Here is a 26,967-nt window from a genome sequence, read left to right as displayed (position 1 = left end):
ACAAATTATATGTTGAATATCTATTTTGGAGAAATTGAAGGAGCGATGCATGGGCCGTCATGGTTCAGGTTTAACTTTCGGGAAGAGTGGTTTGAAGATCCGCTTATTGCTGAGATGATGGAAGATATTGATAAATCGCATTATAAGGGAGGGCAACTTATCGAGAGTGATGTACTTGGCCCGATTCCGCCTGAAAGATTGTCAGGCGGTTTACAGACGCTTATTTGCATTTATAAAAGACCTGATCTTATGTTTAATGCTACAAGTTGTGGAGAAAATTGTGCCAAGTGGCTTTTGGAGATTGGAAGAAGAATAGATGTCTCTGTGAACCTAAGGTATTATATGCCTTTTGATAATTGCGGAGATTTTAAGGCCAGAATTATCAATGAGGATAAAACTATTGATAATATTGAGGATTACGTGCATACAGCTCTGAAATATGTTTGATATAGAGGAATCCGGGTATGAAGAATAAACATCATATTATTGTCGAGACAGAGCGACTAAAATATGAATTTGATATAAGAAGAAATATTACTGTTATTCAAGGGGACAGCGCAACCGGAAAGACAACGCTTGTTCAGCTTCTTGAGACATATTCAAGGTATGGGAAAGATAGTGGAGTACGCCTTCAGTCGGATGTTCCGTGTGTTGTGTTTGGCGGAGATACAAGCCTTTGGAAAGTTGCGATGGAAACATATCAAGGCAGCATAGTTTTTATTGATGAAGACTATTCATTCATTTATTCTAAAGAGTTTGCTGATGTAATACAGGATACATCGAATTATTATGTTCTGATTACCAGACAGCCATTATATAACTTGCCATATAGCGTAAAGGAAATATATGGAATCCGAACAACCGGAAAATATCATTATCCTGAGAAAATTTATAATGAGTTTTATAGGATATATGAGGACACGGACGAGAAGAGTTCAAAAGATGTGATTGTCATGGTTGAGGACTCTAAATCGGGGTATCAATTTTTTTCTTCGATATGTAAAAAAGATGCCTGCATAAGTGTTGATGGAAATTCGAATTTTGTCAGCAAAATTGAAAATGCAGATAAAGATAAGCAGGTTGTTGTTATCGCTGATGGAGCTGCATTCGGTGCATATATTGCTAAAGTAATGGCTATAGCTAAGAGCAGAAAAGATGTAACAATGTATTTTCCTGAATCATTCGAATGGGTGATTCTCAAATCAGGAATTATTAACATAAAGGACATTGATAGTATACTTGCCGAACCGGAAAGGTATATTGAAAGTAGAGACTTTTTTAGTTGGGAAAGATATTTTACTCAATTACTGGTTGATGCAACTTCGGATAGTGAAATAAAAAAGTATGATAAGAGCAGGCTTAAGCCATATTATCTTGAGGGAAAGAATCGAGATTCAATAATAGGAGTTCTTCCACAGAGCATACGAGAATTATTTGAAGAATAAATCAAAATGACTAATTCCGATTCTGATTCGGAATTAGTCATTTTTAAGATAAGGCTTTTAATGAGTTTGCTCGCTCCGATTCTTGCATTTATGAATACTGAGTGTTAAAATTTTGTCATATGGCTTTTGGATATTTTAATCTAAGATAAATTTTTTTGGAGGTTTTTAAAATGAGTAAGAATTTTGATGACATTTTGGCAAAGCTTAAGACAGCTGAGAAAAAGAAGATGTCTGTTGCCGTAGCGCAGGACACACACGTACTCGAGGCTGTAAAGGTTGCTAAGGAGAGAGGAATCGTTGATTCTATCCTCGTTGGTGACAAGGATGAGATCGAGAAGAAGGCAGCAGAGGTTGGAATGAACCTTGCAGACTACGAGATCATCGATGTTAAGGATACCATCGAGGCAGCTCGTACAGCAGTTTCTCTTGTACACGACGGAAAGGCTGACATTTACATGAAGGGTGCATTGGAGTCAAGAGATTTCCTTAAGAGCGTTCTTGATAAAGAAGTTGGTCTTCGCACAGGTCGTCCTCTTTCACACGTTTGCGTGTTTGAGATTCCCGGAATCGATCGTCTTCTTTTCCTTACAGACGTTGCATTTATGCCATATCCCACACTTGAGGATAAAAAAGTCATCATTGAATATACAGTAGATGTAGCAAGAGCTTGCGGTGTTGATTGCCCTAAGGTTGCTCCTCTTGCAGCAGTAGAAGTAGTTAACCCTAAAATGCCCGTTACAGTTGAGGCAGCAGAGCTTACAAAGATGAACGAAGCAGGCGAGATCAAGAACTGCATCGTTGACGGACCTCTTTCAATGGATCTTGCTATCGATCCCGAGGCTGCTCAGCACAAGGCAGGCGCTCTTGACAGAAAGATCGTCGGTGATGCCGATATCCTTCTTTTCCCTGATATCCACGCAGGAAACCTTACATACAAGACAATCGTTCGTCTTGCAAAGGTTAAGAACGGTAACATCCTTACAGGAACAAAGGCTCCTGTAATCCTTACATCAAGATCGGATTCAGTTGAGGTTAAGGTTAACTCAATCGCACTTGCAGCAGTTGTTGCCAATAAATAAGCTGAGAGAACTTGATGAGTTTTTTTCGAATCTAGTTCGAACGTCTTCCGGCGAGGGCAAAGCCCGAGAGCGGAAGTTCCTTATAAAAAAATATGTGAAAGGAAAAAAACATGATAAAGAGTTTAATTATAAATCCCGGTTCAACTTCTACAAAAGTCGGCATCTTCGAGGATGAGACACTTGTAAAAGAGGAAACATTAAGACACAGCACTGAAGAAATCAATCAGTATGCTACAATCATCGATCAGAAGGATTTTCGTAAGAACATCATTCTTGATTTCCTTAAAAAAGAAAACATCGACATCAAATCTTTCAACGTAATCGTAGGAAGAGGAGGACTCTTAAGACCTATTCCGGGCGGCACATACGAGTGTACAGATGCGCTTCTTGCAGACCTCAAGGTTGGTGTTCAGGGACAGCACGCATCTAACCTCGGCGGTATTCTTGCAAGAGAGATCGGTGATGAGATCGGTGTTCCTTCATATATAGTTGACCCCGTTGTTGTTGACGAGATGGAGCCTGTTGCACGTATCTCAGGTATTCCTGAAGTTGAGCGTGTTTCAATCGATCATCCTCTTAACCAGAAGGCTGTTGCAAGAAGATATGCAAAAGAGATCGGTAAAAAATATGATGAGATCAGCGTTATCGTAGTTCACATGGGTGGCGGTACATCAACAGGAGTTCACAAGAACGGCAAGATGGTTGACGTATTCGCAGCACTTAACGGTGACGGTGCATTCTCACCTGAGAGAGCTAACGGCATCCCTGCTAAGGCACTCGTTGATCTTTGTTTCTCAGGCAAGTTCACATATGATGAGATGAAAAAGAAAATCGTTGGTGGCGGCGGACTTAACGCATATCTTGGAACCAACGATATGAGAGAAGTAAACAAGATGTGCGAAGAGGGCGATGAGAAGGCTAATCTTATCCGTGACGCATTCATCTATCAGATCTGCAAGAACATCGGCGCTTGCGCTACAGTTCTTAAGGGTAAGGTTGATCAGATCATCCTTACAGGCGGTATCGCATATGGTCAGGTTATCACAGACAAGATCAAAGAACGTGTTGATTGGATTGCACCTGTAACCGTATATCCCGGAGAGGATGAGCTTCTTGCACTTGCACAGGGCGCTATCCGTGTTATGAACGGCGAAGAGGAAGCAAAGAAATATTGATCAAAACATTTGCTTTGGCAATTATAATAAGAGCCCCCGATGCTTATTGGCATCGGGGGTTCGTGCTATAAATAGGAAATTATTTTTTTATTGGGACAATTGCGAGCTTGTATCCCAATGGGACCAATACTTTAAGTAGACTGTCGACTTGAGGGGAGTGTACAGCTTTTTCCATTCGAGCGATGACAGGTTGTTTTACGTTACATTTGTCTGCAAGCTCTGATTGAGATAAGCCTTGCTCTTCGCGTATAGTGACCATTGTTCGAAGCAGGTCTTTTTCAAGTTCAATTATTTTTTCTTCTTCGGGAGTGATATTAAGTTCTTGTCTAAATTCTTTCCAGTTACTCATTTGCATTGTACCTCCGCATATAATCTTTCAGCTCTTTTTTTGCTTTCTCAATTTCTCGGGGAGGAGTTTTTTGAGATTGCTTTTTGAAGTGGTGGAGAAGTAGAAACGTGTTGTCTTTGTAGTATGCATATAATATTCGGTTCGATAAAGGCCGCAATTCCCAGATATCGCCATCAAGATGTTTGGTAATAGGAGCTCCAACTCGTGTTCCCATTTCTTCAAGGATATCAAGATATGCAACTAATTTATTGAAATTAATACGGGCATCTTTACTTGTTGCCGAATTTTTGTGCAGATAATTGATGAATTCTTTTACATCACTATATCCGTGTTCGTCTTCATAAAAAATGATTTCAAACATATTGTCTCCTTTAATGCTATAACAAATTTGATATAAGAGTCAATAACAAATTTGCTATAAATGGTTTTTTCGTTTTTTCAACTTAGCACTCCTTTCTTGGAAAAGTGTAGATTTTGGCGATTCACCAAGACGTCGTCTTAGAATTGTCATAGAAAGACTGCCGACTTTTTCTATGTTAGCAGACAAATCTTAAGATTTACCGTCGAATTTTCTTAAGATTTTTTGAAGGGAAGAATTCATGATTTTCATTGACGCATAGAAGAAGTTAATTATAATTATAATTAAATGCAGACAATGGTGTCAGACAAAACACTGTTGCCTGCATTTTTTTTATTGAATAGGAAATTTCTTTGAAATTCCCTATTCAATAAAAACGCTCCGCAAGGATGCGCAGCTCGCGGTAAGGAATATATTGCTTACGCAATCCGCTCGCGCGCTAGCATTTCGCGAGCGAAATGCTTTTTCATTTGATGATACGAAATCCTATCAGATAAAAATTGCTCCGCTATGGAGCCGGAACTAATGAAATACAGGTGAATACATGAAAGATGGATTTATTAAAGTGGCGGCGATCACGCCGAATTTGAGAGTGGCCGATGTTCAATATAACATTGGTGAGATTAAGAAATGGATCAAAGAATCTGAAAAAGAAAGCGCAAAGATAATTGTGTTTCCGGAGCTGTGCATAACAGGCTACAGCTGTCAGGATCTCTTTTTACAGGACGAATTGTTGGAAGGGGCAAAATCTGCGCTCATAGATATAACAAAGTACACAGAAGATATTGATGCGATGGTCTTCGTCGGACTTCCGCTCGCGATAGAAGGAAAGCTCTATAACGTCGCGGCGGCAATAAACAGGGGGAAGATTCTTGGAATTGTGCCCAAGATACACCTTCCGAATTACAACGAATTCTATGAGGCAAGGCATTTTTATTCGGGAAAAGAGCTGAATACGGCGATAAATATCGAAGGTGAAGAAGTTTCTGTGGGCAGCAGGATTATTTTTACGTGCGATGAAATGCCTGCGCTCAGGATTGCTGCGGAAATCTGTGAGGACCTGTGGGTTCCGAATCCGCCAAGCACAGAGCACTGTCTTGCCGGCGCGACGATGATCGTAAATCTGTCGGCATCGAATGAAATAATTGGCAAGAGCAGATACAGAAGAAACCTTGTCAGCAGCCGGGCTGCAAGTCTTGGCTGCGCGTATGTCTATGCTTCGGCAGGCCCTGGCGAATCGACGCAGGATGTGGTATTTTCGGGACACAACATCATGTCTGAGAACGGAAGCATCATTGCGGAGTCGGAGCTTTTTTCCGAAGGGATGATAATTTCAGAGTTTGACATGAAAACTATCGAAGCGGACAGAAGACGCATGACTACGTACAGTGCGAAACAGACGGAAGCTTATAAAAAGATTTCTTTTAACATAAAAAGTGAGGAGACAAGCGTTTCAAGATACATCGCGCCAAAGCCATTTGTTCCGTCTGCAAAAACAGAGAGAAACGAGCGCTGCGAGGAAATCCTGACAATCCAGGCGATGGGACTTAAAAAGAGGCTTGAACATATCGGATGCAAAAATGTTGTTATCGGCATCTCGGGAGGTCTTGATTCGACGCTGGCGCTTCTTGTGATCGTAAAAGCATTTGATTATCTCAAATTGGATAGGCGGGGAATCGTTGCAGTCACCATGCCGGGATTTGGAACGACGGACAGGACTTATGACAATGCGCTCAGCCTCATAAAGGAAACGGGAGCGACGCTTAGAGAGATCAATATCGGTGAAGCGGTCAAAAGACATTTTGCAGACATTGCTCACGATCACGAAAACCACGATGTAACCTACGAAAACAGCCAGGCGAGAGAGCGCACGCAGATTCTTATGGACATTGCAAATCAGGTAAACGGAATAGTCATAGGAACGGGAGACCTGTCTGAGCTTGCCCTTGGCTGGGCGACATATAACGGTGATCACATGTCCATGTATGCGGTAAATGCATCGGTTCCAAAGACTTTGGTCCGCCATCTTGTGGATTATTATGCTGATACATGCAGTGATGAGAAATTGAGCGAAGTGTTGCGTGATATTTTGGATACGCCGGTATCACCCGAGCTTTTACCGCCTGAGGACGGCAAGATCTCGCAGAAAACGGAAGACCTTGTGGGACCTTACGAGCTTCATGATTTCTTTTTGTATCACATGTTAAGGCTTGTGCAGAGCCCTGCAAAGATATACCGCCTTGCAGGCATAGCCTTTGCGGGAAGCTATTCTTCCGAAGAAATCCTGAAATGGGAGAAGGTTTTTTACAAAAGATTTTTTGCCCAGCACTTTAAGAGGAGCTGTCTGCCTGACGGTCCGAAGGTCGGTTCAGTCGCTGTGTCACCGAGGGGAGACCTTAGGATGCCGAGCGATGCTTGCGCGACTTTGTGGTTAAAAGAGCTGGAAACATTAGGATGAGGTGCATTTATGGAGATTTTTGATATTATAGGTCCCGTTATGGTCGGACCTTCAAGTTCGCACACAGCGGGCGCGGTGCGAATAGGGTATGTTGCGGGGAAGCTTCTTGGCGAGGAAATCAAAGAGGCAGAGATATTGCTATACGGTTCGTTCAAAGACACCGGAAAAGGCCATGGTACTGATAAGGCGCTTGTTGCGGGACTTCTTGGAATGAGGCCGGATGATTACCGGATATCTGAGAGCTTTAATATTGCAAAAGAGAAAAATATAAAGATAACATTTGGCGAAGCGAGGCTTGTTGATGCGCATCCCAATTCTGTAGAGCTTGTGCTTCACGGTGTGAACGGCGCATCTATAGACATCGTTGCACAGTCAATAGGCGGCGGTAAGATCAACATTGCACAGATAGACGGCATAGATACGAACTTTTCGGGTGAATATCCGACGCTTATCGTTCATAACCTCGATCAGCCGGGGCATGTGTCTGAAGTAACTTCGATGCTGTCGCATAAGCTTGTGAATATAGCAACTATGCAACTTTACCGCTCGTTTAGAGGCGGGAAGGCTGTTATGGTCGTTGAGTGCGATCAGAAAATTCCCGATGACGGCTTAAAGTGGCTCACCAAGATAGAGGGAGTTCTGAAAGTGACGTATTTTGAAGGTGCGTAAGGAGATTGTTATGTATAAATCTATTGAAGATATATTATGTCAGGCAAAAGAGAAAGATAAAGAATTCTGGGAAATTGTCCTTGAAACAGACATGGAGAGCAGGTGCGTAAGTATGGAGGAATCCATGCGGACAATGGAGCAGATGCTTGAAGCAATGGAGGACGCCGATTCAAAGTACGACGGTAATCTGAGGTCGCAGAGCAAAATGAGCGGCGGTGATGGAAAGCTGCTGGAAGAATATAATCTTTCGGGTAAAAACATATGCGGAGATTTTCTTGGAAAAGTCATGGAGCGCGCGATCAAGATGGGCGAATCCAATGCGTGCATGAGACGTATAGTTGCCGCTCCGACAGCGGGATCGTGCGGAGTTGTGCCGGCTGTGCTTCTAAGCTATAAAGATTATTTTGACGTGCCAAAAGACAAACTGATTCACGCTCTCTATGTTGCGGCGGGAATCGGTAAAGTTATCGGTGAAAACGCGAGTATTTCGGGAGCTTACGGTGGATGTCAGGCTGAGATCGGAACGGCTTCGGCGATGGCATCGGGGGCGCTTGTTTACCTGCAAGGCGGCGATAATGAAGCCATTGCAAATGCAGCCGCGTTTTCTCTTAAGAATATGCTGGGGCTTACCTGTGATCCTGTGGGAGGACTTGTGGAAGTTCCCTGTATAAAAAGAAACTCTCACGGAGCTGTAAATGCGGCTACGTCTGCACAGCTTGCTCTTGCAGGGATAAAGAGCGCTATTTCGCCTGATGATGTCATAGACAGCATGAGACGAATCGGAAATGAGATGCCTGCAGATGTCAAAGAGACGGGAAAGGGAGGATTGGCTGTAACTGAGTCGGCGAAAAAAATACTGGTAAAATGAGCTTTTTTGCTATCTGAAAATGAAAATAAATACGGAAATTATCGGGAAATAAACACGTTGACGGGCAGTGCCATAAATGATAGTCTGTCGTTGTGCGATTGGCTTATAAGTAGGGGATGAATTAATAACCGGGGGAATTTTTTGTTGGAGGAAAAAAGAGATGAGAAAAGCGGGTCGCAAAGCGCTTTCTTTAGTGCTGTCTTTCTACATGGCACTATCTGTTGGTGCGTCCGATCTTTCTATTGCATCTTATGCAGCGGAAAAATCAGAAGCAACCAATCATTTATGGACTAAAGTCAAATTAGAGGATATTTCGGCTGATGATTCCATAGCAATTACAATGACTTCCGGTGGTGTGACATACGTGCTTCCTAATGCACAGTCTACAAAAACAGGTCCATTGGCAACGGCTGCCAATGTGGATGGCGATACTCTGAGCATTACTGATGGTAATGACAGTGACTATGCCTGGAAGATTACCAAAAACACTGTTGAAGTACAGTCAAAGGATATTGAAAAGAGTGACGCTGAGCCGGAACTGGAAAAAGCGGAAGGTGTTGCGATTGAGACATCCGGGGCGAATTCTGATAAAAACGGTTCGGCTGAGGCCGGCAAAGCAGCAAATAGCGGAAACGGTGAGAATGGGACCGCAAAATCAAATGGTGCCGAAGAGCAGAATGCAAATCCCGGTGGTGACAACACCGAGCCGTCAAGCGATGTACAGGTAAACGGTGATACACAGGGAAACGGCACTGTACAGGGAAACGGTGATGCGCAAGTAAAAAGCGGAGAGCAGGTACCTATCGACAACAATTCCGGTGACGGCAAAAATGTTTCATCAGTGACTGAAAATGCGGATAAAACAAGTACAGATAAAGAGTCCGCATCAATTGCAAAAACTGGCGAAGAGCCAAAGAAGACTACAGAATCTTCCGATGCTGATATCAAGGAAAATACGACTGCAATAGAAGAGTATTATACAATTTCTGCAGGTGACAAATTCTTATATATCACCGCAAACAATAACGGTGTCAGAATCAACGATTCCAAGCCAAAGGATGATGTCGGTGCTAAATGGAAGATTGATGACGGATATCTTTGTGCTACTGATTCAAACGGCGATGTAAGATATTTCGGAGTTTATAACAGCACAGATTTTAGATCATATAAAAAGGCTAATAATGCGATTCATAACAATATAAAAGGTCAGACACTTGCATTCTACAAGCTTACCGACAAGCCGGCAGCAGAAGGCCTTCTTGCTCCCACAGCGTCCGTAAAGAGCGGCGAAGCTGTTGAAAGCGGCACTGAGATTACACTCTCATGCGCTACAACAGGAGCAAAGATCTATTTTAATACAAACGGAACAGAGAATTTCTCTGAATACAAGGAACCCATCAAGATAACAGAGGATACCACTATTTACGCATATTCCACCAAGGACAATGCCGACAGTGAGAAAGTATCTTTTGCATATACGGTGAAAAAAGGAAGTAAGTTCACAGAAAACACAGTGGCAAAGCTCCTTACAAGAGAGTTCTATGACGGAGACATCGTTGTCGTATACTACCCGGCTGATAAGAAACTTATGACAGCCAAAGAGATGACCACACTTCTTGGCGTCAAAACGGGCAAATTTGACAGCGAAGATGCGACTCCTTCAGAAAATAAAACTATAGATATCAAGGACAAGAACGCGCTTGTTCTCAAGGTCTCCGTTGATGAAAACGGAAAGAGCACACTTAAGACTGAAGACGGAAAATATCTGACTGCAACGGTTGAGAAAAATGGCACAAAGACAAACTGCGCTCTTAAACTTGCAGATTCAGCCGAAGAATACAGCACATGGACATTGCAAAACGTCGGTGATGCAGCAGACGGCAAGTTCATCCTTGTAAATGACAAGGCCAAGAGCGGATCTTACAAGGTTGCACTTGAGTATTATAAAAATGCATTTACAAGCTACGGTATCGGCTCTGATACATCAGCTTTTGAAGTAAATTTCTACGCACTCGAAGAAGGTGAAAAGGTTGAAAAGACAGAGAGCGATAAGGATACGGAACTTATAGTCGCGCAGTGGGCAGGAAATGCCAACTACGATGAAGCGGGAATCGCGGACAAAAAAGTCATAAACGGCGATCTTTATTCTACCAATGACATGCTTGATGAGAACGCCAAGTACAGTGTTGTTGTGGGCGGCGAAAAAGTTAAGCCTTACACAGCTGCAAAGTCAAGCACAACAGGCTCAACAAGCTATTACATGGGTGCTACAGGTGTAGTGAACAATACAGATTACATCCAGATGGAGTTTCCCACTCTTGGATATGCAGACATGAAGCTCAGTTTCCGTATGCGTTCATCAAATACGGCAGTGGGAGCTTATCAGCTTCAGTATTCTGCAACAGGTGAGGATGGAAGCTTCAAGAATTTCAGTGAAGGTTCATATTCATATAAATATACAACATACAGAGACAACAAACCTTCAGAGGTAAGTGGCAGTAAGCAGATTTCTGACGGTATTGCCAAGACTTCTCTTGCGCCTACCAACTATGTGGAATTTAGCTTTAAGATTCCCGACGGTGCCAATAACAAAGAAAAGATATACGTAAGACTAGTTCCTGCGACAACTCTTTCTGCAAAAGGCGGAAGTGATGCGAAAAAAGACGGAACAAACAGAATTGATACCGTCATAGTATCAGGACATCCCGTGGTATCAGATAAGATCTGCGGCCATGTTATCGCAGATCCTGCAAGCGGCGAAATTGAAAAAGGCGCTAAGATAGCTCTTTTGACAGGAACCGAAGGTGCGGATATTTATTATTCGATAAACGGTGCGGAAGAAGTTAAGTATGATGCCGGCAATAAGATCACAATATCGGAGCTTCCTGCTATAATTCGTGCCCGTGCGGTTAAAGAGGGATTAAAAGACAGCGTAACCTGCGTTTATCAGTATACTCAGGCACAGGTTGCCACAGTTAAGGCTACTCCAAACGGCGGAGCAATAGCGGCAAATCAGAAGATCACATTGTCTACAAAGACAGAAAACGCAAAGATTTTCTACAGATACATGACAGACGAAGAAATCGAGAAAAATGTTGTTGAATCTGTAGAACAGCAGAATGCGGAAGAAGGCAGTGAGCCCGACGCAGCACAAGAAGAAGCCCATGATGACTGGATAGAATATACACAGCCGTTTGAGGCAAAAGAGCTCCCTGCGCAGATTCAGGTAAAGGCTGTAAAAGAGGGATACTCAGACAGCGTGGTTTCAACGCTTAAATATACAAAGCGTACAAATGAGAGAGAAAATATATACTTCGGTCAGGTCCATGCACATACCAACATTTCAGACGGTGCGGGATCATTGGAGGATGCGCTTTCTCATGCATCAAAGGTTGATAACCTCGATTTCATCATTATCACCGATCACTCCAACTCGATTGATAATGAAGGAAATTCAAAGATCACGGAAAACGTTGATACAAGCGAAAATGATGAGTGGACTTATGCTCATAATCTTGTAAAGAAGTATTCAACAGATGATTTCACTTGCGCTTACGGCTATGAGATGACCTGGTCAAACGGACTCGGACATATGAATACCTTTAACACAAAGGGATTCCAGAGCCGAACACAGAAAGATTATTCAACATATTCAACGGCGCTTAATAACTACTATGCAGCTCTTAGAACTGCGCCTGATTCTATCAGCCAGTTCAATCACCCGGGAACGACCTTCGGTGATTTCCAGGATTTTGCATATTACTCGGAAGAAAATGATGCGCTCATTACAATGATAGAGGTTGGTAACGGTGAAGGTGCAATTGGATCTTCAGGTTACTTCCCTTCATACGAGTATTACACCAGAGCTCTTGATAAGGGCTGGCACGTGGCTCCCACAAACAACCAGGATAACCACAAGGGACTTTGGGGCGATGCCAACACTGCACGTACTGTAATGCTTGCAGATACCAACAGCGAAGAAGCAATATACGATGCAATGAGAAATTATCGTATATATGCAACTGAGGACAATGACCTTTCAATCTACTACACACTTGATAACAACGTTATGGGAAGTATCCTTGATAAGGATACGGTAGGTGAAACGGTCGAGATCAAGGCTGACATCAAGGATCCTACGGACTCTGCGATCGGTAAGGTAGAAGTAGTCGTAAACGGCGGTCAGGTGATCGCTTCACAGAACGTTGACAAGAGCGAGGCAACGGTTACATTTACAGTTCCCTCTGCATATTCTTACTACTACCTCAAGATTTCCGAGCAGGATAAAGACATTGCGGTAACAGCTCCTGTATGGGTAGGCAGTGTCGAGGCTTGCGGAATCAACAATGCATATACAGAGACGGTACTTCCCGTAGCGGGAGAGTCTCTTGATATCAACGTTGACCTTTTCAACAACGAAAAGACACCTCTTGAGATCAAGGATATCGAGATTGAACTCAGCGATGTGGATGGCAAAAAAGTACCTGTTTCAAAAGTATCCGGCGCAGAGGCTAAGGTATCAGAGGTTGCTTCAAACGGCACCGCATCATATAAAACAAGCTATGTATACAACGAGGCGGGACAGGTGACATATGAGGTTACCGTCCATGCTATGCTTGGTGGTATTGAGAAGATTTATAAAGATAAGTTTGCCGTAAATTATGCGGTTCCCAAGATGGTCTCAAATGTGATCATTGACGGTACTCACTATAATGATTACGTTTCGGGCTATTACACAGGAAATGTGAATGCGTTCATAAATCTTTGTGCTAAGAAAAATATACGAGCAACTGTGGTTAAGGACAATATCACAAGTGACATGTTAAAAGACTGCAAGTTACTTGTTTTGTCAGCTCCGGGAAAGAATAATAAAGAACCTAGCAAGGTTTCACATTACAGTGATGACTTTATCAAGATGGTAAAAGAATATGTGGCAGGCGGCGGATCTGTGATCGTATGCGGCCTTGCTGATTATTCCGATACCAAAGACTGTCAGACTGCAACCGAGCAGAACAAGATCCTTGAAGCAATCGGCGCAACCATTCGTATGGGCTCCGATGAAGTGTGCGATGATAAGAATAACGGCGGACAGGTTTACAGAATGTATCCTACCGTATTCAACAAAGAATCCGCTCTTCTTGCAGGAATAAAGGAAGGCCAGAAATACAGCCAGTATTCGGGATGTTCTGTGGATATTTCTAATGCAAAGGCTACAAACTTTGTTGATGAGGCAGAGTGGCTTGTAAACGGATTTGAAACCACATATTCAGTTGATTGCAAAGACGGAGCAGGAAACTCTAATGGCGGTGCTTTGCCTAACGGAGTTAAAGGCACAAAGCTTGATAATGACGGAAAGGTAACCTTCATTGCACGTCAGAAGACAAAAGCAGGCGGTCAGATCATAGTTTCGGGTGGTGTATTCCTCTCAGACTTTGAAGTAAAAGCTGAAATGGACAACAATGATTCACTTCCGTATGCAAACCATACGATCGTAAATAACATTATTGACGGCGCTACGGTTGAGCTTGAGACTACAACTATCGCAAAAGCAAGACAGGGCAAGATGAACGAAGTCTTCGCAGTTGAAGGCTATGTGACATCGGGAACAGAAAATCAGGATACAACATTCTTTGATACCATCTACATTCAGGATGAGACAGGTGGAATGGACATATTCCCTTATGCTACACCCGGACTTAAGATTGGTACCAAGATGCGTATTGTAGGTTTCCTTGCACAGTATCAGGGCGACCTTGAGCTCAAAGTTCTTTCTGCAAAAGAGCTCAAAGCAGATCCTAAAGTATGGGAACCTAAGGCAGTTGATACCAAGACTGCAATGGATTACGATAAGCTTGGAGGTCAGCTCCTTAAGACAACAGGTGATGTGACAAGAGTTGATTACAACGCCGACGGAACGGTTGCCGAGTTCTGGTTAAAAGATTCATCGGGAGCCGAGGCGGCTATCTTCATCGACGGATATATAAGATCCGGCTCAACAGGTAAGAACACTGTCGGAGATTTCGTAAAGAAAGGTGCCAAAGTTACCGCTGCAGGTGTGCTCTATAAGCATCCTGAAGGAAAATCGGATGTATCAGTACCGGTACTCAGGGTTCGCAATTGCGACGATATTGTACTTGCAGATAAGGCAGATAACACAAAGAAGGGTGATAAAGCCGGCGATAAAAAGACTGATAATAAGAAGTCTGACTCTGTAAAGGACAATAAGGGAACAGACGACAAGAAGGACGATAATAAGAAGTCTGACGCAGTGAAGGATAACAAGAAATCCGATAACAAAAAGTCGGAAACGGTGAAAGACAACAAAGGAAGCGACAATAAGAAGGTCGATAACAAGAAGTCGGAATCCGTAAAAGACAACAAGGTAAGCGATAATAAAAAGAAGGATTCCGCAAAGGACAACAAGAAATCGGACACGGTAAAAGATAACAAGAAATCCGATAACAAAAAGTCTGAAGCGGTGAAAGACAACAAAGGAAGCGACAATAAGAAGGTCGATAACAAGAAGTCTGACTCCGTAAAAGACAATAAGAATACGGATAACAAAAAGACAGATAACAAAAAGTCAGAGTCCGTAAACGGCAAAAAGAAATCAGACAATACGAAGAAAGACAATTCTGTACTCGGAGCTAAAAAGAAGCAATCCGATAATAAAGCTGCAGATTCAAACAAGAAGGATTCTTCGGATAACAGCACAGAGGCAAAGTCTACAGATGCAGACAACAGCAGCACCGAAAATGAGGATAACAAGGATTCTGCACAGACTGCAGATTCTCAGACCGACAACGGTGCAGAGCAGGATAAACAGGAAGATAACGGCAAGAAAAAAGAGTTTAAGCTACCCGAGCTGCCCAACATACCTAAAAAGTTTGTGGCAATAGGAGCCGGTGCGGTTGGCGTTGTGGCGCTGGTTATCTTTGTGATAAGCCATATTGCAGCAGGCGTTTCTGCGGGAGCTGCAGCAGGAGCTTCGGCCGCAGCAGGTGCAGCCGCTGCATCAGGTGGAAAACTTGCGGGATTGTTATCAAAATTAAGACATTTATTTGGGAAAAAATAATATGAAAAAAGAGCTGATAATAAAAGCTGTATCAGTCCTTGTATTCATAGCCTTAAGCATTGGCGTAGTTATCTATGCCAATGCGGACAGGCCTAAATACACTGTAACAGAGAACTCCGGAGTTGAATATGAGACTGCCAGAGTTCTTTCTGTAATAGAGGACAATACGGTTATTGATGAGAGTGTTGAAAATCAAAAGAAGGGCAGCAGCGAACTTAAGGTCAAAATCCTTACAGGCCGCTATAAAGGTGACATCTGCAAAGTCACAAATTATTTCAGCACCCTTTATAACGTGGATGTAAAAGAAGGCGATACTGTTAGTGTAAGGATTGATACATCGGCAGAGCATACATATACCGTAAGCATCTATAATTACAATCGCATTCCGCTTACAATCGGACTTGTAGCTGTATTTTTTGCTGTGCTTGTTCTCATGGGAGGAAAGCAGGGATTAAAAGCATTTATAGGACTTGCCTACACGGTACTTGTTATCCTGTTTGTGCTACTTCCGCTTGTTTACAAGGGATTTTCTGCAATCCCCGTGACAATCGCGGTTATATTTGTAACCTCTGCGATATGCTTCCTTCTTATCGGCGGAACCGGTAAAAAGACTGCGTCAGCGGCCTTGGGCTCGCTTGCGGGAGTGCTTATAGCTGCCATACTCGGAGCTGTATCCGCAAAACTTGGCGGCGTTACAACATTTCAGACAGATGAGGCGGAAGCGCTTCTTCTTGTGAAATCAACAAGCAATCTTAAGATGTCAGGTCTTTTTATCAGTGGGATACTGATCGCTGCGATGGGTGCGGTTATGGATATAGCGATGTCGATTTCATCCGCTATAGAAGAAATCAAACTTGCAAACGAAAAAGCTACTTTCGGCGAACTCTTTAAATCCGGTATGAAGATCGGAAGAGACGCCATGGGCACAATGGCCAACACGCTGGTTCTTGCCTATGTCGGCGGCGCACTTAATATGATGATCCTTATATATTCCTATGGAGTGTCTTTTATCCAGTTAATAAACACAGACTTTGTGGCTGTTGAGCTTATCAGAGCAATCGCAGGCTCCGTTGGCATTATTTCGACCGTTCCATGCGTTGCAGCCATTGGGGCGTATTTGTTTGGCCATAAGAATAACAAATAGCCAATATCACGATCGGAATTTGAAAGAATTGTGTATATGCAATAAAATGATGACATAATAACGTAAGGAGACGGAGCATATATATTTACAAGGATAACTCCCAAATATAAAGAAGTATTTTTTGAATCCTTTGTGGTAGCCCTTCCGTTGATGTACGGAGTGGCAAAAATAGGATGTGCTTTCGCGGGATGTTGCGAAGGGCTTCCGTATAACGGATTTATGCGTGTCCATACCGACAAGGGAAATCTATTTCCGATTCAAAAGTTAGAGTCTGCAGTTTTTCTGCTTCTTTTTGCATTTTCAATTGTTTTATATTTCAAAAAGCGTTTTAATCCGCTGGTTGCTTCGAGCATATATGCTATAGCTAAGATTGCTTTAGATTTTCTCAGATATGCGCATCTTTATCATGTCATAACAGCTACGCAGGTAATGTGCGTAGTTATCGTTGTACTTTTTATTTTCTTAAACAGAAGACAAGCAAAAACAATAAAACTCTATTCCGATGAATGATCGGAATAGAGTATCAATGATAATCTGTATGCCACAAGGGAGCGTTGTCAATCGCTGTATCTGATTGTTCAAAATTTCAATGTAATATCTTTTATGAGATAGAGAGATCCTGCAATGCAGAGAACTTCTGTCTCGTCTTTACATAGGTCTTCAAGTGGATAATCTTTTTCCAAAACAGTTGCTTTAACGCCGCGGCTTTCCACCATCTTGGCAAGGTCATCAGGATCCATAGTCCTTTTATTTGGGACAGCAGTGACGTAGCACTTATCTGCAATCGGCATCAGTTCATCGAGGATGATATCAACTTCTTTGTCGGCGAGGATTCCGAGAAGGAATGTGATCTTTTTGCCGGGGAAGTATTCTTCAAGTGATGAGCGAAGAACTGCCGCGCCCTGTCTGTTGTGGCCACCGTCTATTATGATATACGGATTTTCTTTTACAACAGTGAAACGTCCGAACCACTCGGTATTTGCGATTCCTCGGGATATGTCAGTTTCGGAAATCCTAAATCCTTTCTGAGCAAGTTTCCTTGCGGCGTAGATTGCTTGGGCTGCGTTGCCTATCTGGTAGGTTCCCAGAAGCTTTGTGCTGTAAGTTGTTCCGTCTACGTCAAAACGCTGTCCATGCAAGCTTCGTTCAATCGGGACGGGCTCAGTGAAGTATGCCAAAGAAACAGCTTTTTTTGCACAAAAATCTTCAAGAACTTTGCTGACTTCTCGTTCCTGAAATGGAGTGATGACAGATGTACCGTGCTTGATTATTCCGGCTTTCTCGGTTGCAATCTCAGTCAGTGTGTTACCAAGGATTGACATGTGGTCGTAGCTTATCGGAGTAATGAGAGTAACGAGTGGCGCGGGAATTACGTTTGTCGTATCCACGCGGCCTCCCATGCTGACTTCCATGACGACGATGTCACAGTTTTTTTCGCTGAAATAAATAAAAGACATGACGGTAAGAATCTCATATTCGCTGGGAAATATGTTCTCGGCGGCAAGCTCGTCATATGCGGGCTTTATCTGCGAAAAGAGCCTTGCAAAATCCTCATCCGAAATTTCAGTATTGTTTATCTTAAAGAGTTCATTGTAGTGGTATAAAAAGGGTGAGGCGAAGGTGCCGACTCTTAATTCCGATTCTATAAGGATCGAAGTGAGATAGGCAACAGTCGAGCCTTTGCCGTTTGTGCCTGCGACGTGAACATAGCGCTGCCCGATCTGGGGATTTCCCAGTTTTCTGAGAAGAGCAAGCTCGGCGTCCAGAGAAAACATGTCTTTTACGGGGGTATTATTATTTTTGGGTGGTTCAAAGTGAGGCAATTTCTCAAAAAAAGAAATTGCCTCTGAATAATTATACTCGTGCATAAGTCTTAATCCTGCCAAATGCTTCCAAAACAATGTAAAGCATTAAAATATTGATGGGGAGCATTACAAGTTCTTTGGGAAGTCTTGCTACAAGTGTCACAAAGAAGCCTTTTTTGATATACATCATGTCGAGCCAGTAGGTATTCATGATGATGCCTACGATAAGTGTGTGAACGGCTTCAGCCGCAATAATTCTGGCAAGCGTAGGTTTCTTGTTGTAAAGAATAAAGCCGAAGATCAGGCCGCTTACGATTCCGCTTATAGTAAATCCGGGAAAGAAAGGACCGGTAGGCTTTACAAGATATCCTCCGATATCGGTAAGTGCTCCGACGATAGCGGCAATACCGGGGCCGAGCGACATACCTGCGATGCCGATCGGGAGTGAGCCGAATCTGATCTCGATGATCTGGTTGATGGGAATTTTGAGAAATCCCAGTACGATACCCAGAGCCGTTAACATGGCGGCCAGAGTAAGTGTGTTTGTGTCACGTAATTTTTTCATAAAAAATACACCTCCTCGCAGCTTCCTTTTGTCTACACGAGAGGTGTTATACACTTCACTATGTAGCAGCGGGATGCGACCATAAAACCGCGGATTACCCTTCGTCCGAATGACAACTCCCTGTTCACCCGGCACTTGACGCTTTACAGTCTACTCTGCATTCTTTTTAATTTTGTCTGTATTATAGGGTGAATGAAAAAGAATATCAAGCATAAATATACATAAACATTTATAGGAATAGACGCCTGTTACATGCATTTTTTACTAAAAACATGTTATATGCGGGATTGTGCATTGTGTGGGAATTATGATATATGCGGTGGTGTGTGGGAATATGTTTTATACTAACGGAAATAACGAATATTAATAAACGTTAAGGTGGACAAGTGCTGATTTGTCGTAATATGATATATGTGTCGAAATGTAGGTGTGATGCACATTTATAATTGATCATAGATTTTTTAATGCATGATAATTTTAATGAAATTACAGAAATCCGCAATTTCAGATAGGAGGCTAAAATGACTGTATCGGCAGCTTTTATGGTTCCACATCCACCGCTTATAATTCCGGAAGTCGGAAGAGGCGGAGAGAAACAGATTCTTGCAACAACAAATGCTTATGAGAAGGTCGCGGAAGAAGTGGCGGCTTTAAAGCCTGACACTATCATCATAACGAGTCCGCATTCCGTGATGTATGCGGATTACTTTCATATATCGCCGGGGCACAGAGCAACGGGAAGTTTTGCGGATTTTGGCGCATCCGGAGTCAGATTTTCCGAAGAGTATGACACAGAACTTGCAGATGCGATTGCGCTTCTTGCAGAAAAAGAGAATTTTCCCGCGGGAACTATGGGGGAAAGGGAGTCTTCCCTCGATCACGGAACCATGGTTCCTTTGTGGTTCATACGCAAAAAATATAGTGGCGGAAAGATTATTCGTATAGGGCTTTCGGGGCTTCCTTTGACATATCATTACAGGCTTGGACAGATAATTGCGAAAGCTATTGATAAATCGGGGAAAAAAGTCGTTTTGATCGCAAGCGGAGATCTTTCGCATAAGTTGCAGGAATACGGACCTTACGGTTTTTCAAAAGAGGGCCCCGAATATGATGAAAACATAATGGAGGTGTGTGGAAAAGCAGAGTTTGGCAGGCTGTTTGAATTTGATGAGAGCTTGTGTAAACTTGCCGCAGAGTGCGGGCACAGGTCGTTTGTTATCATGGCTGGGGTTTTTGACGGTCTTCGCGTTAAGGCAACGGCTCTTTCGCATGAGGATGTAACGGGAGTGGGCTACGGAATCTGTACTTTTTATCCGGACGGAGCGGATGAGAGCAGACATTTTTTACAAGAATATGAAAAAAAGCTTGAAAAAGAATGCAAGGAAAAGGCTGACGCGAATGATGAATATGTGAGGCTTGCGAGGGCAAGTGTTGAGTCGTGGGTAAAGGAACACAGGCAGATTCAGGTTCCTGACGGTCTTTCAGATGGTCTTCTTACAAGAACTGCAGGTACTTTTGTATCAATTCACAAGATGGGACAGCTTCGCGGCTGTATAGGTACAACCTCCGCAACTCAGGACAATATTGCAAAAGAGATAATTCAGAATGCGATAAGTGCAAGTACGCACGATCCGCGCTTTGATCCGATAACCGAGGATGAGCTTAAGTTTCTTGATATAAGTGTTGATGTACTCGGGGAGACTGAGGATATAGATTCACCTGATAAGCTTGATGTAAAGAAGTATGGAGTTATTGTTAGTCACGGAGTTAAGAGAGGGCTGCTGCTTCCAAATCTTGACGGTATAGATTCCGTGGAGGAGCAGATCGATATAGCAAGGCAAAAGGGCGGAATACTCGAGGATGAGCCGTATAAATTGCAGAGGTTTGAAGTGGTGAGGCATTTCTGAGGAAATGTGGAATAATGGCAGCGGGAGGCTTTATGGCGGCATGTCAAGTGTGTTTCAGGCATTGTTCCTTATCGGAAGGTGACATCGGATTTTGCGGCGCAAGAACGGTCAGGGACGGGAAGGTAATTGCATATAACTATGGCAGAGTGTCGGGGCTTGCGCTTGATCCGATTGAGAAGAAGCCGTTGAACAATTTTTTTCCCGGAAGTTACATCCTGTCGGTAGGAAGTTTCGGGTGCAATCTGCGATGCCCTTTTTGCCAGAATAGTGATATTTCGTGGTCAGAGGAAGCGAGGAGATATGCTGAAGATGCCGAGACCGTAAAGCCGCAGGAGCTTGTGAAAGTTGCGCTTGATATGAGGGCGCAGGGAAATATCGGAATTGCTTTTACTTATAATGAGCCGCTTGTCGGATATGAGTTTGTGCTTGATACAGCGAAGCTTGCAAAAGAACGTGACCTAAAAACAGTGCTTGTATCTAACGGAACAGCGGAGCTTACGGTTCTTGCGGAGATAGCTCCGTATATTGATGCGATGAATATCGATCTTAAGGGATTTACGGATGAATATTATGATAGACTTCTCGGAGGCAGCAGGAAGCAGGTCATGGAGTTTATTGAGGAAGCGGTAAAGCATTGCCATGTTGAGCTTACAACACTGATAATTCCCGGTGAGAATGACGGAGAGGAAGAAATGCGCGAGATGTCAGCGTGGATACATGAGCTTGAATTGGCAAACGGGAAGAACATACCGCTTCATATTTCAAGATTTTTTCCAAGATTTAAGATGACCGACCGCGACGCGACCGATGTGAAGAAGGTTTATCGTCTCGCCGAGGTCGCAAGAGAAGAACTTGAAATTGTTTATACGGGGAATTGCTAGTGTTGTTGGCTTGCCAACGCAGTATATGGAGTTAGCTTGCTTTTTAATTTGCCTTTTTTAGTTGTCTTGCCGAGGGGCGAAGAATATCAATCTGATATGACAAAAATTCAGGTTTTTGTTTTGTGACGGGATATATAAGTGTGATTTGCAAATGTATGACTTTTTTGATGATTTTTCTTCTAAAAAGTCATGCATTTTTTATTTGTAGAGTATGCTGAAAAAAAGATGTATGACCTTATCTGAAAAAAATGCCTGAAAAAGTCATATTTTTTTGCCTTTTTAAACTTCGCAAGCATAGATTTTATGACCTTTTGAGGGCTTTTTGCACATATGGGTCATATACTTGTTTTTTTATCAAAAAAAATATGGAAAAAATACATGACTTTTAATGCGGTTTTTTCCAAAAAAAGTCATATGGTAATTTTTCGAGAGATAAAAAATATGACCTTTTTTGATGATTCTTTTATAAAAAGTCATACATTCTTATTTGAGATGGGAGAAAATAGTCTGAGCGAGGAAATAATGTTTTTTTTAGCGATTTTTTATAATCATTTAAGTTAATAATTTTCTTTTAATCACATTAAAACTAACTTAAAATCGCAAAGAGATTAAGTCATTATGACTATTAAAATTTGCGTTATTTGAGTAATATTACACATTGTGCACAAAAATAATGCGCTGTTAAAATGGAAGTGCTCGGGCGCTAAAACGTTTACGTAAAAATCAAAACAATTTTATTAGGCTAGGAGGTGAACGGTTTTATTATGATTAAACGAAAGTTATCAGTAGCATTAAGTGTATTCTTAGCAACAGGATTGTTATCACCAGGCTTGACAGTAGCGGCGGCACCAAGTATTAACCCGTACGGTACGGTTGAGGCGGAACTTGACTTTGAACGTAATATAAAAGATGTTTTCACAGATGAAGATGCCGGCGCGACAGTTGTCAGCCTTGGATCTGGAAATTACTTCACTGTGAAGAGTGTGAACTTCTCGCAGGGAGTTTCTAAGATAGTTATAAAAGCCAAAGCGGATTCGGCAGGTCTTATTGTTATTCATAAAGATGGAGAAAAGGGAGATGTAGTAGGTAGCATTAAACTTAGTGGTACCGACGGAGAATACAGGGAATTTTCAACTTCCGTAAAAGATTTGGATGGAGCGGATACCATTGCATTTGTGCAGACGATGGGCACAAGTTTGGTAGACAGTTGGACAGCGGAACCGGGTGAAACACCTGATGAACCTGAAAATCCGGACCAACCGGAGAATCCCGATCAGCCTGAGGTTCCGGAGCAGCCGGAAAATCCCGATCAGCCTGAGGTTCCGGAACAGCCGGAAAACCCTGATCAGCCTGAGGTTCCGGAACAGCCGGAGAACCCCGATCAGCCGGAAAATCCGACAGCTGTAAATCCGTATGAGAAGGTTGAGGCCGAGACAGCAGCTACATTGGAAAATGCAAAGCTTGTTCCGAACAAGCAGTCGGTACTTATAAATGATGGCGGATATATTGTAGCCAAGAATGTTGACCTGTCAAAAGGTGTTTCGGGATTCAAGGTACTTGCCAAGACTTCAGCACCAAAGGTTAAACTTGATGTATATGTTGACGGAATCGATACTCAGTTAGGTTCTATCAGCGTTGGCACTGATATGTCAAGTGAGTCATTTGTAAAGATATCATCGGACCTCAAGGGTTCACATGATGTATATTTTAAAGCAAATGGCGGAGCTGTACAGATTGATGCATGGCAGGCTCTGGAAGGACAGGGCGGAACGGAAGAACCTCCTGTAGTTGAGCCACCTGTAGGCGATACGGTAAATCCTTATAGTAAGGTAGAAGCAGAGGCGGCAACTGAGCTTGCTGAGGCTATGGTATCACCTAATAAGCAGTCGGTAGTTGTTAAAGACGGTGGTTATGTGATCACCAAGAATGTTGATTTCTCAAAGGGACTTTCGGGATTTGCTGTACTTGCAAAAGCGTCAGCTCCTAAGGTTAAACTCAACATCTATATTGATGGTGCAAAGTCACCCATGGCTTCGATCAATGTCGGTACAGATATTGCCAAGGAGTCAACTGTGGATGTTACATCAGAGCTCAAGGGAACTCATGATGTATACATTCAGGCAGATGGTGGCGCTATAACACTTGATGCATGGCGTGCAGTGGAAGCATCAGGCGGAACGGAAGAGCCTCCTGTAGTAGAACCTCCTGTAGGCGATACAGTAAATCCTTATGAGAAGGTTGAAGCAGAAGCATCTGCAGAGCTTAAGAGCGCAATGGTTACACCTAATAAGCAGGCAGTAAGCATCCAGAAGGGTGGATATGCAGTAGCAAAGAGTGTAGATTTCTCAAAGGGCATTAAGGAATTTACAGTTAATGCGAAAGCAAGTGGAGCAAACAGACTTGAAGCAAGACTTGATAAGGCAGACGGAGATCTTATCGCAAACTTCAGAGTCAGCACAGATGCAAAAGATATAACAGTAAGTGCTGCAAAGAATATCACAGGAACACATGACATCTACTTTGTAGCAACTATGGATGGCAGTCTGACCTTCGATTCCTGGAAGGTAACATCTTCAGACGGAACAGAAGAGCCTCCTGTTGTAGAGCCTCCTGTAGGCGATACGGTAGATCCTTATGAGAAGGTTGAGGCAGAAGCATCAGCAGAGTTCAGCAATGCGATGATCACACCTAATAAGCAGGCTGTAAGCATCCAGAAGGGTGGATTTGCAGTTGCAAAGAATGTAGACTTCTCTAAGGGAGTTAAGGAAATTCTTGTTAAGGCAGGAGCAAGCGGAGCAAACAGACTTGAAGTCAGACTTGATAAGCCTACCGGAGAGCGCATTGCAAGCTATATGGTCAGCACAGACGCTAAAGAATTAACAGCAAATGTTTCAGCAAGTGTTACCGGAACGCATGACGTTTATTTCGTAGCTATGATGGATGGCACTGTAACATTTGATTACTGGAAGGTAACACCTTCTGACGGAACAATCGTAGAACCTCCTGTAGGTGATACAGTAGATCCTTATGAGAAGGTAGAGGCAGAAAAAGCAGATGAGCTTAGCAGCGCAATGATTGCTCCAAGCAAGACATCTGTAGTAGTTAATGATGGCGGATATATAGTAGTTAAGAATGTTAATTTCGCAAAGGGACTTAACGGATTCCAGATTTATGCACAGTCATCAAAGCCCGGAGTTAAACTCAATGTTTATATTGATAAGTCCGGATATGATGCAAAGACAGCGATTGGAACAGCAAATGTCGGCGCAAATATGGCTTCGGGAACAGGCATTAAGCTTACATCAGACCTTACAGGAACACACGATGTATACTTCGAGGCAACAGGCGGATCGGTTACATTCGATGCTTGGAATGCAATGGCTAAGTCAGGAACAATTGTAGAACCTCCTGTAGGCGATACAGTAAATCCTTACAGCACAGTAGAAGCAGAAGCATCTGCAGAGCTTAAGAGCGCAATGGTTACACCTAACAAGCAGGCTGTAAGCATCCAGAAGGGTGGATATGCAGTAGCAAAGAACGTAGATTTCTCAAAGGGAATTAAGGAATTTACAGTTAATGCGAAAGCAAGCGGAGCAAACAGACTTGAAGCAAGACTTGATAAGGCGGACGGAGACCTTATCGCAAACTTTAGAGTAAGTACAGATGCAAAAGATATAACAGTAAATGCTGCAAATAATATCACAGGAACACATGACATCTACTTTGTAGCAATAATGGACGGAAGCATAACGTTTGATTCATGGAAGGTAACACCTGCGGACGGAACAATCGTAGAACCTCCGGTAGGCGATACGATCAATCCTTACAACAAGGTAGAAGCAGAAGTATCCAAGGATCTTACAAATGCAATGCTTTCACCTAACAAGCAGTCGATAGTCATCAGTGATGGCGGATATATCCTTGTGCAGAACATTGACTTCTCAAAGGGAATATCAGGATTCAAGGTACTTGCAAGTGCATCACAGCCTAAGGTTAAGCTTAATATCTATATTGATGATTCGCAGACACCTATCGGCTCGATCAGCGTTGGTACTGATATTACAAAAGAAACATTTGTAAAAGTTTCAACAGATATCACAGGTAAGCATTATGTTTACTTTGAGGCAAAGGGTGGTGCCGCAACATTTGATGCATGGCAGGCAATGCCTTCATCAGGTACGATAGTTGAGCCTCCTGTTTATGAAGATATCAATCCTTACAACACTGTTGAGGGTGAGGCATCTACAGATCTCAGCAACGCAAGACTTACACCTAATAAGCAGGGCGTAAGCATTGGTGCGGGCGGATATGCAGTAGCAAAGAATGTTGTATTCTCTGATGGTATTTCAGAATTTATCGTAAATGCCGGAGCAACCAATTCTACAAGATTTGAGGTAAGAGTTGGCTCAGCAAGCGGAGACCTTATCGGATATGCAACTGTAAGCGGAAGCGCACGTGAGTTTAAGATCACAGCTTCAAAGAACATCACAGGAAAGAAGGATATCTACTTCGTAGTTCCGAGTGGTGGAAGTGCTGTAACACTTGATTCCTGGAAGGTAAATCCTTATAAGGAAGTTGTAGAGCCTCCTGTAGTTGAGACAGGCATGAAGCTTACTCAAAATACAAGCAAATGGCAGGGTGGTTATCAGACAAACTTCACCGTTACCAACAGCTCAGGTAATACAGTGAACACGTGGAAGCTCAAGATTAAGAGAAACGGTATCAACATTACTCAGAGCTGGTGCGTAAATATCCAGCAGCAGGGCGATTACTATGTAATTACTCCTATGTCATGGAATTCTACGCTTGGAAACGGACAGTCTACCACATTCGGAATTATCGGAAGTGGAGAGCCGAGCCAGATTGATTATGTATTTGAGTAAAAAAAGATAAAAAGAGAGAAAGGGGCGGTTAATGACCTTCTTTAAAAGAAGGTAAGAAATCCGGTGGCTGTCTTTTGACGGTCACCGGGTTTTCTTTATACAGATAAAAAAAGTGAAAATAAGGCGATTATCTGTGATTTTCGGAGGTTTAAAAGGAGAAAATTGATAAAAACACAGATAAGAAATGCGAAAACGAAGCGATTATCTGTGATTTAGAGGTATAAATTGATGAAAAACACAGATAAGAAGAGAGAAAATAAGATGAGTTATCTGTATTTAGAGATGCATCGTGGGAAAAATAGGTGA

General features: G+C 42.7%; 17 protein-coding genes and 1 riboswitch. Of the genes, 13 read left to right on the top strand and 4 right to left on the bottom strand.

What is annotated here, in order from left to right; all coding sequences use genetic code 11:
- The first annotated feature begins 9 nt into the window (after positions 1–9).
- From G628_RS0115265 to buk, 4 genes are all read left to right on the top strand, one after another.
- Positions 10–447: a DUF4869 domain-containing protein gene (locus tag G628_RS0115265; protein WP_027209498.1), complete on the top strand. Its 438-nt coding sequence runs from the start codon at positions 10–12 to the stop codon at positions 445–447.
- Positions 448–464: 17 nt separating this feature from the next.
- Complete coding sequence (locus G628_RS0115260; protein ID WP_027209497.1) at positions 465–1,445, top strand: hypothetical protein; 981 nt, start codon at positions 465–467, stop codon at positions 1,443–1,445.
- A gap of 170 nt (positions 1,446–1,615) precedes the next feature.
- On the top strand, positions 1,616–2,524 hold the full coding sequence (ptb, locus tag G628_RS0115255; protein WP_026655704.1) for a phosphate butyryltransferase: 909 nt from the start codon (positions 1,616–1,618) through the stop codon (positions 2,522–2,524).
- Between the two features lie 110 nt (positions 2,525–2,634).
- Positions 2,635–3,699 carry a butyrate kinase gene (gene buk / locus G628_RS0115250; protein WP_026655703.1) on the top strand — a complete coding sequence of 355 codons (1,065 nt, stop codon included), beginning with the start codon at positions 2,635–2,637 and terminating at the stop codon, positions 3,697–3,699.
- A gap of 79 nt (positions 3,700–3,778) precedes the next feature.
- Here buk and G628_RS0115245 read toward each other — a convergent pair whose 3' ends face one another.
- Positions 3,779–4,048 carry a helix-turn-helix domain-containing protein gene (locus G628_RS0115245; protein ID WP_051199250.1) on the bottom strand — a complete coding sequence of 90 codons (270 nt, stop codon included), beginning with the start codon at positions 4,046–4,048 and terminating at the stop codon, positions 3,779–3,781.
- Positions 4,041–4,409: a type II toxin-antitoxin system RelE/ParE family toxin gene (locus G628_RS0115240; RefSeq protein WP_026667400.1), complete on the bottom strand. Its 369-nt coding sequence runs from the start codon at positions 4,407–4,409 to the stop codon at positions 4,041–4,043. The genes G628_RS0115245 and G628_RS0115240 overlap by 8 nt, the downstream gene beginning before the upstream one ends.
- Before the next feature lie 541 nt (positions 4,410–4,950).
- Between G628_RS0115240 and G628_RS0115235 the strand changes: the two genes are divergently transcribed.
- The 6 genes from G628_RS0115235 to G628_RS0115210 all read left to right on the top strand — a co-directional run bounded on the left by G628_RS0115235 (position 4,951) and on the right by G628_RS0115210 (position 17,130).
- Complete coding sequence (locus G628_RS0115235; RefSeq protein ID WP_027209496.1) at positions 4,951–6,864, top strand: NAD(+) synthase; 1,914 nt, start codon at positions 4,951–4,953, stop codon at positions 6,862–6,864.
- 9 nt (positions 6,865–6,873) lie between these two features.
- Positions 6,874–7,533, top strand: coding sequence for an L-serine ammonia-lyase, iron-sulfur-dependent subunit beta (gene sdaAB, locus G628_RS0115230; RefSeq protein ID WP_026655700.1), 660 nt, complete (start codon positions 6,874–6,876; stop codon positions 7,531–7,533).
- Between the two features lie 10 nt (positions 7,534–7,543).
- Positions 7,544–8,401 carry an L-serine ammonia-lyase, iron-sulfur-dependent, subunit alpha gene (gene sdaAA / locus G628_RS0115225; RefSeq protein ID WP_027209495.1) on the top strand — a complete coding sequence of 286 codons (858 nt, stop codon included), beginning with the start codon at positions 7,544–7,546 and terminating at the stop codon, positions 8,399–8,401.
- A gap of 160 nt (positions 8,402–8,561) precedes the next feature.
- On the top strand, positions 8,562–15,476 hold the full coding sequence (locus G628_RS17690; protein WP_051199245.1) for a CehA/McbA family metallohydrolase: 6,915 nt from the start codon (positions 8,562–8,564) through the stop codon (positions 15,474–15,476).
- A complete protein-coding gene (locus G628_RS0115215) occupies positions 15,463–16,620 on the top strand; it encodes a YibE/F family protein (RefSeq protein ID WP_242827245.1) in 1,158 nt (385 codons plus the stop codon). The genes G628_RS17690 and G628_RS0115215 overlap by 14 nt, the downstream gene beginning before the upstream one ends.
- 81 nt (positions 16,621–16,701) lie before the next feature.
- On the top strand, positions 16,702–17,130 hold the full coding sequence (locus G628_RS0115210) for a prolipoprotein diacylglyceryl transferase family protein (RefSeq protein WP_330365525.1): 429 nt from the start codon (positions 16,702–16,704) through the stop codon (positions 17,128–17,130).
- Positions 17,131–17,198: 68 nt separating this feature from the next.
- Here the strand turns inward: G628_RS0115210 and G628_RS17685 are convergent, their stop codons facing one another.
- Positions 17,199–18,488 carry a bifunctional folylpolyglutamate synthase/dihydrofolate synthase gene (locus G628_RS17685; RefSeq protein WP_051199244.1) on the bottom strand — a complete coding sequence of 430 codons (1,290 nt, stop codon included), beginning with the start codon at positions 18,486–18,488 and terminating at the stop codon, positions 17,199–17,201.
- Positions 18,475–18,990, bottom strand: a complete 516-nt coding sequence (locus G628_RS17680; protein WP_034462053.1) for a folate family ECF transporter S component — start codon at positions 18,988–18,990, stop codon at positions 18,475–18,477. The genes G628_RS17685 and G628_RS17680 overlap by 14 nt, the downstream gene beginning before the upstream one ends.
- A 64-nt stretch (positions 18,991–19,054) precedes the next feature.
- A riboswitch (THF riboswitch) is annotated at positions 19,055–19,150 on the bottom strand.
- A 361-nt stretch (positions 19,151–19,511) separates the two neighbouring features.
- Here G628_RS17680 and amrA point away from each other — a divergent pair.
- From amrA to G628_RS19025, 3 genes are all read left to right on the top strand, one after another.
- Entirely contained in the window at positions 19,512–20,897 is a 1,386-nt protein-coding gene (amrA, locus tag G628_RS0115195) for an AmmeMemoRadiSam system protein A (protein ID WP_027209492.1), read from the top strand.
- Positions 20,898–20,929: 32 nt separating this feature from the next.
- The gene (amrS, locus tag G628_RS0115190) at positions 20,930–21,778 is read left to right on the top strand and encodes an AmmeMemoRadiSam system radical SAM enzyme (protein WP_027209491.1); all 849 of its coding nucleotides are present in this window, start codon (positions 20,930–20,932) and stop codon (positions 21,776–21,778) included.
- 764 nt (positions 21,779–22,542) lie between these two features.
- Positions 22,543–26,661, top strand: a complete 4,119-nt coding sequence (locus tag G628_RS19025; protein WP_027209489.1) for a carbohydrate-binding protein — start codon at positions 22,543–22,545, stop codon at positions 26,659–26,661.
- The last annotated feature ends 306 nt before the right edge of the window (positions 26,662–26,967 follow it).

Source organism: Butyrivibrio hungatei NK4A153 (assembly GCF_000424465.1).
GTDB classification, from domain to species: Bacteria; Bacillota; Clostridia; order Lachnospirales; family Lachnospiraceae; genus Butyrivibrio; species Butyrivibrio hungatei_A.
The sequence above is the reverse complement of the archived record's forward strand: the minus strand, read 5'-3'. Positions and strand labels throughout refer to the sequence as shown.